Origin of the sequence: Massilia sp. DD77 (assembly GCF_036961685.1) — a bacterium.
Taxonomy (GTDB): Bacteria; Pseudomonadota; Gammaproteobacteria; order Burkholderiales; family Burkholderiaceae_D; genus Telluria.
In genome coordinates, this window is the sequence record NZ_JBAMDH010000007.1 from 34,903 (window position 1) to 48,224 (window position 13,322).

General features: G+C 67.5%; 8 protein-coding genes. 6 read left to right on the forward strand and 2 right to left on the reverse strand.

The features are described from left to right. Window positions 1-48 precede the first annotated feature (48 nt). The 4 genes from V7778_RS05380 to V7778_RS05395 all read left to right on the forward strand — a co-directional run bounded on the left by V7778_RS05380 (window position 49) and on the right by V7778_RS05395 (window position 5,473). On the forward strand, window positions 49-1,359 hold the full coding sequence (locus V7778_RS05380) for a hemolysin family protein (RefSeq protein WP_442920696.1): 1,311 nt from the start codon (window positions 49-51) through the stop codon (window positions 1,357-1,359). A 10-nt stretch (window positions 1,360-1,369) separates the two neighbouring features. Then, window positions 1,370-2,182, forward strand: coding sequence for a TlpA disulfide reductase family protein (locus tag V7778_RS05385; protein WP_335552528.1), 813 nt, complete (start codon window positions 1,370-1,372; stop codon window positions 2,180-2,182). A 78-nt stretch (window positions 2,183-2,260) separates the two neighbouring features. Beyond that, window positions 2,261-2,962: an MBL fold metallo-hydrolase gene (locus V7778_RS05390; protein WP_335552529.1), complete on the forward strand. Its 702-nt coding sequence runs from the start codon at window positions 2,261-2,263 to the stop codon at window positions 2,960-2,962. A 129-nt stretch (window positions 2,963-3,091) separates the two neighbouring features. Next, entirely contained in the window at window positions 3,092-5,473 is a 2,382-nt protein-coding gene (locus tag V7778_RS05395; protein ID WP_335552530.1) for a sensor domain-containing protein, read from the forward strand. Window positions 5,474-5,681: 208 nt separating this feature from the next. On the opposite strand, the gene V7778_RS05400 is transcribed toward V7778_RS05395, so the two are convergent. Then, entirely contained in the window at window positions 5,682-7,949 is a 2,268-nt protein-coding gene (locus V7778_RS05400; protein ID WP_335552531.1) for an outer membrane beta-barrel family protein, read from the reverse strand. A gap of 200 nt (window positions 7,950-8,149) precedes the next feature. Here V7778_RS05400 and fusA point away from each other — a divergent pair, with 200 nt between their 5' ends. After that, window positions 8,150-10,258, forward strand: coding sequence for an elongation factor G (gene fusA / locus V7778_RS05405; RefSeq protein WP_335552532.1), 2,109 nt, complete (start codon window positions 8,150-8,152; stop codon window positions 10,256-10,258). A 186-nt stretch (window positions 10,259-10,444) separates the two neighbouring features. Here the strand turns inward: fusA and V7778_RS05410 are convergent, their stop codons facing one another. Beyond that, on the reverse strand, window positions 10,445-11,719 hold the full coding sequence (locus V7778_RS05410; RefSeq protein ID WP_335552533.1) for a glycerate kinase type-2 family protein: 1,275 nt from the start codon (window positions 11,717-11,719) through the stop codon (window positions 10,445-10,447). A gap of 229 nt (window positions 11,720-11,948) precedes the next feature. Here V7778_RS05410 and V7778_RS05415 point away from each other — a divergent pair, with 229 nt between their 5' ends. Continuing rightward, on the forward strand, window positions 11,949-13,322 hold the full coding sequence (locus V7778_RS05415) for an amino acid permease (RefSeq protein WP_335552534.1): 1,374 nt from the start codon (window positions 11,949-11,951) through the stop codon (window positions 13,320-13,322).

Below are 13,322 nucleotides of genomic sequence, written 5' to 3' on the forward strand. Positions count from 1 at the left end.
CGGTAACGGCCCGGAAGAAGTCCGGACAAGGGCTCCCGCCCCACCCTTATGACAGACATATTGATCATCCTCGTTCTGATTCTCATGAACGGGGTGTTCGCCATGAGCGAGCTGGCGCTCGTCTCGGCCAAGCGCATGCGCCTGGAAAGGCGCGCGGAAGAAGGAAGCCGCGGCGCGCGCGCGGCGCTCGCACTCTCCGATAATCCCAGCCACTTCCTCTCCACCGTGCAGGTCGGGATCACCCTGATCGGCATCTTCAACGGCGCATTCGGCGAGGCCTCCCTGGTGTCGCGCCTGGCGCCCGAATTCGAAGCCTACCCCGTGCTGGCCCCGTATGCGCGCGAGATCGCGCTGGGCATCGTGGTGATGGGCATCACCTTCGCCTCCATCGTCCTCGGCGAACTGGTCCCCAAGCGCATCGCGATGCAGTACCCGGAAGCGATGGCGACCCTGATCGCCCAGCCCTTGCGCGTGCTCTCCGCCCTGATGGCGCCCTTCGTCAAGGTGCTTTCCTTGAGCACCGAGGCCATCGTGCGCATGCTCGGCATCCGCGACGGCAAGGACGAGACGCCGACCGAGGAAGACATCGCCGGCATGATCAAGGAAGGCACCGACGCCGGGGTGTTCGAGAAGACCGAATACGACATCGTCTCGCGCGCCCTGCGACTGGACGACCGCCACCTGAAGGCCCTGATGACGCCGCGCGTCGACCTGGTGGTGCTCGATCTCGACGCCGACCGCAAGTCCATCCTGGAGCAGATCGCCGACCATCCCTACAGCCGCTTCCCGGTCTTCCGCGGCGACCGCGCCCACATTCTGGGCTATGTGATGGCGCGCGACCTGTTCGCGCAATCGGTGCGCCACGGCTCGCTCGAGGCGATCAACCTCGACGCCGCCATCCAGCCGCTGCTCTACGTGCCGGAGACCGTCAGCGCCATGGCCCTGCTGGAGCTGTTCAAGAAAAACCGCGCCGAGCTGGCCCTGATCGTCGACGAATACGGCGACATCCAGGGCATGGTCACCCTGAGCGACGTGATGAGCGCACTGGTGGGCGACGTCACCGTGATCGGCGAGGAGTACGATCCCGACGCCGTCCAGCGCCAGGACGGCAGCTGGCTGCTGGACGGCGGCATGCCGCTGGACCGCTTCCGCGACCTGATGGAGTCGGAGCTCGCCTTTCCCGACGAGCACAACGGCGCCTACCACACCCTGGCCGGCTTCGTGCTCTACCAGCTGGGCTACATCCCCAAGGCGTCCGAGTTCTTCGACTGGGAGGACTACCGCTTCGAGGTCGTGGACATGGACGGCAACCGGATCGACCGGCTGCTGGTATGCCGCCGATCCCAGGGTAAACCATGAACATCGCCTGATGGACCCGCTCCGCCTCGGCCCCTTCGTCATCCCCCTCCACGCCGCCCTGGCGATCGGCGCGATCCTGCTCGCCACCACCGTGGCCGACTGGTTCCGCCGCCGCCGCGGCCTCGACGCCGGCCCGGTGCTGTGGAAGACGATCGTCGCCGGCTTCATCGCCGCGCGCGCCGTCTTCGTGCTGCGCCACCACGACCTCTACGCCGCCGCGCCCCTGGGCGCCCTGGACATCCGCGACGGCGGCTTCGAGGCCACGGCCGGCCTGCTCGCCGCCTGCGTCATCGGCGCCGAACTGGTGCGCCGCGAGCGCGCCCTGCGCCGGCCGCTGCTGGCCTCGAGCCTGGCCGGGGCCGCCCTGTGGCTGGGCGGCGCCCTGCTCGGCCAGGCCCTGGCGCCGGCGAACGCCCCGCTGCCCGAGCTGACGGTGCGCCGCCTGGACGGCAGCGACATACCCTTGCGCAGTTTCAAAGGGCGTCCGCTCGTGGTCAACCTGTGGGCCACCTGGTGCCCGCCCTGCCGGCGCGAAATGCCGGCCCTCGGCCGGGCCCAGCGCAGCCATCCGGAGGTCGGCTTCGTCTATGTCAATCAGGGCGAATCGGCCGAGACGGTGGCGCGCTTCCTGGCGGCGCAGAGCTTGCAACTCAGCAACGTCGTGCTGGATCCCGCCGGCCGGGTCGCGGCCCGGACCGGGGCGGCCGGCTACCCGACCACCCTGTTCTACGACGCCTCCGGGGTATTGCGCCTGCGCCATGTCGGCGAGTTGTCGGAGGCCACCCTGCGCGACAAGCTGGCCACCCTGGCCGGACAGCGCTGAGCTGCACGGCGGGCACGGCCGTGCTTTCCAGGGGCCTTGACTTGTGGTACAACATCGGCCGCCACCGAGGAGAGCCGCATGCAAGTCAACCCGATCCAGCTGTTCGACGCCGAGTCGTCCACCTACACCTATATCCTGGTGTCGCCCGACAGCCGCGACGCCGTCATCATCGACCCGGTCGACCGCCATGTGGAGCGCGACCTGGCGCACATCGAACGCCTCGGCCTGCACCTGACCCACGTGCTGGAAACCCATGTGCACGCCGACCACGTGACCTCGGCCGGCAAGCTGCACGCGCTGACCGGCGCCAAGGCCTGCGTGCCGAGCGGCTGCGGCGTCCCGCCGGCGCAGGTCCAGCTCAATGACGGCGACCTGATCCGCTTCGGCGGGCGCGAGCACATCGCCGTGATCCACACCCCCGGCCACACGGCGGGCAGCATGTGCTACCTGTGGCGCGGCAACCTGTTCACCGGCGACACCCTCCTGATCGACGGCTGCGGCCGCACCGATTTCCAGAGCGGCAGCGCGGACGCCCTCTACGACAGCGTGACCGGCAAACTGTTCCGGCTGGACGACGCCACCCGGGTCTGGCCCGGCCACGACTACAAGGGCCAGTCGGTCTCGACCATCGGCTGGGAACGCCGCCACAATGCGCGCCTGGCGAACCGCGAACGCGCCGACTTCGTCGCCCTGATGGCCGCGCTCGATCTGCCGCGTCCCAAGCTGATGGACATCGCCGTGCCCGCCAACCAGAACCTGGGGCTGGCGCACAGCGTCTGAGTCCGCTGTTGCGGCGGCCCCCTGGGGCTGTTCGTTACATTTAATCAATCCACTTCTCCGGCCCGACCGCGCTATCATTGCTCCATCGCCTTCCCGCGCACAGCTGCATGATTGCAGACCGGAGGACTTGTGAAGCGCGCACCCATTCCATTGGCGGCCTGTGTCGTCGACCATCGTGGCGCCATCCTGCGCTGGAGCCGCGCCTGCGAGCAGGTGACCGGCTACACCGCGGACAAGGTTCGCGGCCTGGCCGTGCAAGGCCTGCTCGCCTTCGATTCCCCGCGCGGCGATCCGCCACCGCTGGCCTCGCGGGCCGACACCGCCGCCCTCGCCAAGCTCCTGTGCGCCGACGGGCGCAAGCTGCCGGTGCGGGTGACGGTGTCGCCGGAGATCCTCGACGGCGCGGACGGGGAATCCTACAGCGTGGTGATGTTGCCGGTCGAACCGCCCCCGACGCGCTCGACCCTGATCCGCGAACTCCCGATCGGCGACATCATCGAAGACCTGCCCTGCGTGTTCTATGTCATCGACGAGACGGGCCACCTGATGCTGTGGAACCGCCTGCTGCAACAGGCGCTCCAGCGCACCCCCGAGGAATTGCGCTCCGCCCTGGTGAAGGACTTCTACGACGAGGAGGTGCGCGAGGAGGTGGCGCAATATTTCGTCGCAGCCCTGGAGAACGGCGAGTCCGAGCACGAAGGCGAGCTGGTGGGCAAGTACGGGCGGCGCGCCACCTACATGTTCCATTGCTGCCGCACCGTCCTGGCCGGCCAGCCCTGCATCTTCGGCACCGGCCTCGACATCTCCACGCGCAAGCAGGTGGAGCACGGGCTGCGGGTGCGCGAGCGCGCGCTGTATTCGAGCATGAACGCCATCTGCATCACCGTGTGCAAGGACGGCGACAACCTGATCGAGTACGTCAATCCGGCCTTCGAGCAGATCACGGGCTATACGCTCGACGAGATCAAGGGACGCGATCCGCGCTTCATGCGGGTGGAGGGATGCGATGTCCACGAGCACAAGCGCATCCGCGACGCCATCAAGCGCAAGGAAAGCGTGCGCTCGGTGCTGCGCAACGCGCGCAAGAACGGCGAGATCTTCTGGAACGAGGTGCGCATCGACCCGGTGGCCACCGTCGACGGCGACGTCACCCACTTCGTCGGCGTCATCAACGACATCACCGAGGCGCGCCACTACGAGCGGCGGCTGCACCACCTGGCCCACCACGATCCGCTCACCGGACTGGCCAACCGCACCCTGCTGATGGACCGCCTGCGCTTCGCGGTCGAATTCTCCGTGCACCACGCCACCCTGGGCGCCCTCGCCTTCCTCGACCTCGACAACTTCAAGCATATCAACGACAACTACGGCCACGACGCCGGCGACGCCGTGCTGCGCGAGATCGCCGAACGCCTGCGCACCAACATGCGCGAGGACGACCTGGTCGCCCGCATCGGCGGCGACGAATTCGTGCTCCTGATCCACCAGCAGCCCAGCCACAAGCACGTGGCCGACCTGCTCGAGCGCGTCCGGCGCAGCGTCAGCACCCCGGTTCTGGTCGGCGGGCGCGAGATCGTGCCAGGCACCAGCATCGGCGTCAGCCTGTTCCCCCTCGACGGCGACAACGTCGACCGCGTGATGCGCGCCGCCGACGCCGCGATGTACCATGCCAAGTCCCTGGGCAAGAACAACATCCAGTTCTATTCCGCCGAGCTGGGCCGGGCCATGCACCAGCACCTCGCGCTCCAGGCCAGCCTCAGCCGCGCGATCCGCAACGACGAGATGATGCTCGGCTACCAGCCCAAGGTCGACCTGCGCACCGGCAAGGTGATCGGCGCCGAGGCCCTGGTGCGTTGGAACCGGCCGGAGCACGGCCAGGTGCAGCCGGACAGCTTCATCCCCATGGCCGAGGAGACCGGCCTGATCGTGCCGCTGGGGGAGTGGGTGATCCAGGAAGCCTGCCGCGCCCTCAAGTCGCTGTCCGCCTCCGGCATCAACGACCTGGTCATCTCGGTCAATTTGTCGGCGCGCCAGTTGCGCCAGCGCGAGTTCGCCAAGCGCCTGGCCGCGACCCTGTCGCGCTACGGCGTCGAACCGAACCAACTGGAGCTCGAGGTCACCGAGAGCCAGCTGATGGACAACCCGGCCGACGCCATGGATGCCCTCAGGCAGCTCAAGGCGCTGGGTGTGCGCCTGTCGATCGACGATTTCGGCACCGGCTACTCAAGCCTGAGCCACCTGCGCAAGTTCCCGGTCGATTACATCAAGATCGACCGTTCCTTCCTGTGCGACCTGTATGCGGAAGACCACGCCGTCATTCCGCGGGCGATCATCGCGTTGGGGCACAACCTGCGCCTGCAGGTGGTGGCCGAGGGTGTCGAGACCGAGGAGCAGCTCACCTTCCTGCGCGACCATGGCTGCGACCAGATGCAGGGCTTTTATTTCAGTCCGGCCATTCCCTGCGAACACCTGAAGGACATGGTCCGCCGCGACACCCGCCTGAGCGCCTGAGAGTCCGGCAGCCTAAGAGCCACGGCACGCGTGCGGCTGCCTGCCGACGCGGCCGTTATACTCGTGCCATTGCCTGTTCAAGGCCCCGCGAAGGGATGGCGCATGTTCCTGTTCTTCTCCAACAAGCTCGGCTGCCTCGGCTCGATCCTGGTATCCGTCGTCCTGACCCTGCTGGTCCTGCTGTTCTTCGGCGTGTTCTAGGAAAGCGCTAGCGGCCCGGCGGCCCCAAGGGCCGCATCCCCCCACCCATGCCCGGCCCGCGGTTGCCGCCGCCGGCGGCCGTGCCGAAGCGGTAGGACAGCCCCACATACACGACCCGGCCGCTGTTTTCGCGCAGGCTGCGCTCGCGCAGGCGTTCCGTCTCGGTAATCGTCTCGGTTTTCTGCGAATCGAACAGGTCGTTCACGTTCAGTACCAGGCTCAGCGCCGGCGTCAGATTGCGGCGGTAGCTCAGGTCGGCCGTGCGCACCGGTTCGCGGTAGCCTTCGCCGAACAGTTGCTTGCCCTGGGCGTTGAGCATCAGCTGGAACTGGTTGCCCTTGTCCGGCTGCCAGCTGATGCGGCCGCGGGCGCTGACGGTGGTGGCGCTGCGCGTGCCGCCCGCCGCGGGCTGGCCGCCCAGCACCGACTGCTCGGCATAGCCGATGTTGCCGTTCAGGTTGAGCCGCAGGGTCGGGGTGGCGCGCCCGCTGAACGAGAACTCCAGCCCGCCCGAACGGTTGCCGCCCGCGTTCTCGCGCGTGGTGAGCAGGACGTCGTTCGCCTGCAGGAAGCGGCGCTCCGAGATCAAATCGGTATCCCGGCGCGCATAGAGGCGCAGGTTGGTGTCCACCATGCCCAGCCTGGTGTCGTAGCCCAGTTCCAGCGAATCGGAATGGCTGGGCTTGAGGTTCGGATTGCCGGACGACACATTCAGTTCGTCCCGGTAAACCACAAAGGGATTCAGGTCGCCCGCGCCGGGCCGGCGGATGCGGCGCGCGTAGCTCAGGCGCAGGGTGCCGTCCTCGGACAGGCCATAGGTGACGAAGGCGCTCGGGATCAGGTCGGTCGAGTGGTTGGCCGCGCGGATCGCGGTCGTCACCTGGTGCATGTCGAGCTCGTTGTACTCGGCGCGCAGTCCGCCCAGCACGCTCCAGTCGCTGTTCAGGCGGCGCTGGTAGGAACCGTAGACGGCGAAGGTGGTGTCGTCGAGCTCGAAGCGGTTGGTGCGCGCGGTGTTGACCCGCTCGGCGAAGCTGGCCGGATCGATGTCGAGGAACAGGTTGTCGAAGCTGCTGCTGGTGCGCGCCGCCTTGTAGCCCATCTTGACGATGCCGTCGCTCACCGGCAGCTCGTAGTCGCCGGTGAAATCGATCACCCGGCTGTCGTTCACGCCTTCCTGGCGGTTGAAGGGATTCGCCGCGTTGCTGGGGCGTACCCTGTACTGGCTGCCGAAGCGGGCGTCGCTGTCGTTGCCGGCGCCAGAGAGGCGCAGGTCCAGCTTGAACAGTTCACCGTCCTGGTCGCCCTTGTGGTCCAGGCGCGCGCCCAGGTTGTAGTTGCGGTTGCGGCCGTCGCGCTGCGAGCTGCGCGTGTACTCGCTTTCGACGCTGCCGTCCGGCCGCGCGCCGCGGTAGTGCTCGGCGGAATCGCTGTCGCTGACGACGGCGTTGTAGCCGGCGTTCAGGCCGAGCGTATCCTTGTCGCCCAGGTTGTAGGTCAGCGAGCCATTGAAACCGCCGATGTCGCTGACCGTTTCGCCATGTGAATCCTGGCGGCTGGCCGAGACGGCGCCACTGGCCGCGTCGATGCGCTCGCGCACCGTCTCGCCGCTCGATGCGCGCCGGTTGCGGCGGCCGTAGACGCTACCCTGGACGCTGATACGGCCGGCCGTGTAGCTGCCGAAGGATGAGGCGTTGAAGCGTCCTTCGGTGCCGACGTTGGCGTTGATGGCGCCGAAGCCGCCCGGACGGCGTTCGCGCCGCATCACCAGGTTGATGATCGGGCCGCCGCCGCCCTCGTTGCCGAACTGGGCGCCCGGGTTGTTGATCACCTCGACCGATTCCAGGTCCGCCGCGGGCAATGCGCCCAGGGCCGCGGCGCGGTTATCGCCCTGCATCATGGCCGAGGGCTTGCCGTCCACCAGGATCTGGACGTTGTTGCGCCCGCGCAGCGAGACATTGCCGTCCGGGTCCACCGCCACCGAGGGCACCTTGTTGAGGGTGTCGGCCACCGAGTCGCTCGATGCAGCCGGGTCGGCCTTGACGTCGTAGACCTGGCGGTCGATGCGGTTGGTGGGGCGGGCCGCGCTGACCGAGACGGTGGCTTCGACCGCCGGGGCCGGCGTTGCGGGCGGCTTGGAGGCGTCCTGGGCAGCGCCTTCCTGCACCTGCTGCGGCTGTTGTGCCTGGACCGGAAGGGCCAGCGCCGCCAACAGAAGGACGGCGTCACGCAGGGGCGAAATCGGGGAAGAGTGGATGCGGCGCGGCATGTACATATATGTGGCGGTGATGGAGAACTGAGCGGGACGAAGCCGAAGATTCTCTCACAGATGAGCTCGCCACATCCGCACGCATCCCGCTTCGAAAGCGCTGTTTCCGCCACAGGAAAGAGAAAATGAAGAGGTCGGCTGCAAGACGTCCTCACTTCAGTTACATTGAATGGCCAGATCCGATTTTCGCCCTCCAGGAGATTGTGATGAGCCGCAAGACCCCCATCGAGCGCTACCGCAACATCGGCATCAGCGCCCACATCGACGCCGGTAAGACGACCACGACCGAGCGCATCCTGTTCTACACCGGCGTCAACCACAAGATCGGCGAAGTCCATAACGGCGCGGCCACCATGGACTGGATGGAACAGGAGCAGGAACGGGGCATCACGATCACCTCGGCCGCCACCACGGCCTTCTGGCGCGGCATGGGCGGCACCTTCCCCGAGCACCGGATCAACATCATCGACACCCCGGGCCACGTCGACTTCACCATCGAGGTCGAGCGCTCGATGCGGGTGCTGGACGGCGCGGTGATGGTCTACGACTCGGTGGGCGGCGTCCAGCCCCAGTCCGAGACCGTCTGGCGCCAGGCCAACAAGTACAAGGTGCCGCGCATCGCCTTCGTGAACAAGATGGACCGGGTGGGGGCCGACTTCTTCCGCGTGCACCGCCAGATCAAGGAGCGCCTCAAGGGCGAGCCGGTGCCGATCCAGATCCCGCTGGGCGCCGAGGACCATTTCGAGGGCGTGATCGACCTGGTCAAGATGTGCGCCATCAAGTGGGACGACGCCAGCCAGGGTGTCAAGTTCAGCTACGAGGACATTCCCGCGGACCTCAAGGAGCTGGCCCGCGAATGGCACGAACACCTGGTGGAAGCGGCCGCCGACGCCACCCCCGAGCTGCTCGAGAAATACCTGGGCGGCGAGACCTTCACCGAGCAGGAGATCAAGAGCGCCCTGCGCCAGCGCACCATTCGCAACGAGATCGTACCCATGCTGGCCGGCAGCGCCTTCAAGAACAAGGGCGTGCAGGCCATGCTGGACGCCGTGGTCGACTACCTGCCCTCGCCGGTCGACATCCCGGCCATCGCCGGCCACGACGAGCACGACAAGGAGATCGAGCGCCACCCCTCCGACGAAGAACCCTTCTCGGCCCTGGCCTTCAAGATCATGACCGATCCCTTCGTTGGCCAGCTGAGCTTCTTCCGCGTGTACTCGGGCATCGTCAATTCCGGCGACACCGTGTACAACCCGACCAAGGGCCAGAAGGAGCGCCTGGGCCGCATCCTGCAGATGCACGCCAACGAGCGCAAGGAGATCAAGGAGGTGTTCGCGGGCGACATCGCGGCCGCCGTCGGCCTCAAGGCCGTGACCACCGGCGACACCCTGTGCGCACCGGAGCACGTGATCGTGCTGGAAAAGATGGTCTTCCCCGAGCCCGTCATCTCGCAGGCGGTGGAACCGAAAACCAAGGCCGACCAGGAAAAGATGGGCATCGCCCTCAACCGCCTGGCCCAGGAAGACCCGTCCTTCCGCGTCCATACCGACGAGGAATCGGGCCAGACCATCATGTCCGGCATGGGCGAGCTGCACCTCGAGATCCTGGTCGACCGCATGAAGCGCGAGTTCGGCGTCGAGGCCACGGTCGGCAAGCCCCAGGTGGCCTACCGCGAGACCATCCGCAAGGCGGTCGACGACGTCGAGGGCAAGTTCGTCAAGCAATCCGGCGGCAAGGGCCAGTACGGCCACGTGGTGCTCAGGCTGGAACCGATGGAGCCAGGCAAAGGCTACGAGTTCGTCGATGCGATCAAGGGCGGCGTGGTGCCGCGCGAGTACATCCCGGCGGTCGACAAGGGCATCCGCGAAACCCTGCCGGCCGGCGTACTGGCCGGCTATCCGGTGGTGGACGTGCGCGCCACCCTCACCTTCGGCTCCTACCACGACGTCGATTCGAACGAGAACGCCTTCCGCGTGGCCGCCTCGATGGCCTTCAAGGAAGGCATGCGCCGCGCGGCGCCCGAGCTGCTGGAGCCGATGATGCAGGTCGAGGTGGAAACCCCGGAGGAATTCACCGGCAACGTGATGGGCGACCTGTCGACCCGGCGCGGCATCGTCCAGGGCATGGACGAGATGCCGGGCGGCGGCGGCAAGCTGGTCAAGGCGCTGGTGCCGCTGGCCGAGATGTTCGGCTACTCGACCACCCTGCGCTCGCTGACCCAGGGCCGCGCCACCTACACGATGGAGTTCAAGCAGTATTCGCCGGTGCCCAAGCACGTGCTGGACCAGATCGCGACCGCGCGCACCGCCCGCTAGCTCGCGCCGCGGGGCGCCGAAGGCGGTTATCGTGGGGACTGGCTAACGAAGGCTTCAAGGAGATTCACATGCGCAAGATGATCATGATGGCCGTGGCCGGCTTCGTGTGGCGCCAGATCCAGCGCCGCGTGTTCAAACAGACCTATTCGGTCAAGCCGACGCGGCGTTTCTTCTGACCGTAGCGCCTCAGGCGATATAGATCGCCCTGAAATCGTTGACGTTGGTCTGCGTCGGCCCGGTCACGACCGCATCGCCCAGCGCGCCAAAGAATCCGTGCCCGTCGTTGTCGTCCAGGCTGGCCGCCGGATTGATGCCCAGCGCCCAGGCGCGCGCCAGGGTGTCGGGCGTGACGATGGCCCCGGCCGTTTCCTCGATACCATCGACCCCGTCCGTGTCGCCCGCCAGCGCGTGGATGCGCGGATGGCCGCGCAGCGCCAGCGCCAGGGAGAGCAGGAATTCCACGTTGCGCCCGCCCCGGCCGCGGCCCCGCACGGTCACCGTGGTCTCGCCGCCCGATAGCAGGATGCAGGGCGCCTGGAAGGGTTGCCCCCGTTCGGCCACCTGGCGCGCGATGCCGCCCAGCAGGGCTCCCGCGCTGCGGGCCTCGCCTTCCAGGCTGTCGCCCAGGATGTGCACGGCGACACCCGCCTGCTCTGCCACCCGCGCCGCCGCTTCCAGGGCCATCTGGGGCGTCGCGATCAAATGGCTTTGCGCACGCGCCAGGCGCGGGTCGCCCGGCTTGACGCTCTCGCCTTCTCCGCTCTCGAGCAGCTTGGTGGCCGCTTCCGGCAGCGCCAGCCCATAGCGCCGCACCACGGCGAGGGCGTCGGCGCAGCTGCCGGGGTCGGCCACCGTCGGGCCGGAGGCGATGTCGACCGGGTCGTCGCCCGGTACGTCCGAGATCATCAGGGTCAGCACACGGGCCGGATGGCAGGCGGCCGCCAGGCGTCCACCCTTGATGCCCGACAGGTGGCGGCGCACGCAGTTCATTTCCGAGATCGTGGCGCCGGAGGCCAGCAGCGCCTTGTTGATGGCCTGCTTCTCGGCCAGGGTGATGCCGGGCGCAGGCAGCGGCAACAGGGCCGAGCCGCCGCCCGAGATCAGGCAGATGACGAGGTCGTCCGCTGTCAAGCCCGCGACCAGGGCCAGCATCCGTTCGGCGGCGGCCAGGCCGGCCGCGTCGGGGACCGGGTGGGCGGCTTCGACCACCTCGATGTGGCGGGTCGGCACGGCGTAGCCGTAGCGGGTCACGACCATGCCGGTGAGCGGGCCGTTCCACTGGTCTTCCAGCGCCCGGGCCATGCTGGCGGCGGCCTTGCCGGCGCCGATGACCAGGGTGCGGCCCTTCGGAGGCGGGGGCAGCCAGGGAGCGATGCACAGGCGCGGGGCGGCCGCGCCGATGGCGGCGTGGAACATCTCGGTCAGCAGCGTCCGGATCTCGGACGACGAGCGCTGGATCATTAGCTACTCCTTCCGTAGGGTGGACGGGGTGATTCAGGCCAGTGGCCCGAATCACGAACGTCCACGCGTTCAAACCACGTCACCCGGCCCGTGCGCGAAACCGGAGCTGCAAACTATCACCGCGTGGACGGCGGAGCCGTCCACCCTACGTGACGCGTCGGCAAATTCTAACCTGCTCCCAGCTATGCAGTAGAATTCCTGTCTTTATGGCAATCCCACAAGGCCGACCATGCAAGACGCCAAGCACGAACTCAAGCGCGGGCTGAAGAACCGCCACATCCAGCTGATCGCCCTGGGCGGCGCCATCGGCACCGGGCTCTTCCTCGGGATCGCCCAGACCATCCAGATGGCCGGCCCCTCCGTCCTGCTCGGCTACGCCATCGCCGGCGCAATCGCCTTCCTGATCATCCGCCAGCTCGGCGAAATGATCGTCGACGAGCCGGTGGCCGGGTCCTTCAGCCACTTCGCCGACAAGTACTGCGGCCGCATGGCCGGTTTCGTCTCGGGCTGGAACTACTGGGTCATGTACATCCTCGTCAGCCTGGCCGAACTCTCGGCCATCGGCATCTACATGCAGTACTGGTTCCCCGAGATCCCGACCTGGGTCACGGCCATCGCCTTCTTCGTCCTGGTGAACGGCCTGAACCTGATGAACGTGAAGGCCTTCGGCGAGATGGAGTTCTGGTTCGCGCTGATCAAGGTGGTGGCCGTGGTCGGCATGATCGTGTTCGGTGTCTACCTCTTGAGCACCGGCACGGCCGGCCCCGAGGCCGGCGTGTCCAACCTGTGGCGCCACGGCGGTTTCTTCCCCAACGGCGCGGCCGGCCTGGCGATGTCGATGGCGGTCATCATGTTTTCTTTCGGGGGCCTGGAATTCATCGGCATGACCGCCGCCGAGGCCGACGATCCGAGCCGCACCATTCCGCGCGCCACCAACAACGCGCTGTACCGCATCCTGATCTTCTACATCGGCGCCCTGGCCGTGCTGCTCTCGCTCTACCCGTGGCAAAAGGTCGTCACCGGCGGCAGTCCCTTCGTCCTGATCTTCAAGGAACTGGACAGCGGCCTGGTGGCCAACATCCTGAACTTCGTGGTGCTCACCGCCGCGCTGTCGGTCTACAACGGCTGCGTCTACGCCAACAGCCGCATGCTGTTCGGCCTGGCCCAGCAAGGCAACGCCCCGCGCTTCCTGCTCAAGATTTCCTCGCGCGGCGTGCCGCTGGCGGCGCTCGGGGTCTCGGCCCTGGCCACCTTCGCCGCGATCGCGGTGAACTACTTCCTCCCGGGCGAAGCGCTCGGCATGATGATGCTGCTGGCCGTGGCCGCCCTGATCATCAACTGGGCCATGATCTCGTGGAGCCACCTGCGCTTCCGCCGGCGCAAGGAACAATTGGGCGAGACCACCCTGTTCCGCAGCCCTTTCTATCCGCTGTCGAACTACCTGTGCCTGGCCTTCGTGGCCGCGCTGCTGGTGGTGATGCTGATGAGCCCGGGCCTGAACATCGCCGTCTACCTGATCCCGGTCTGGCTCGGCGCGCTGTGCATCGGCTACCTGGTGCGCCAGCGCCGCGCGGCCGCGGCAGGCGCGGTGCCGACCGTGTGA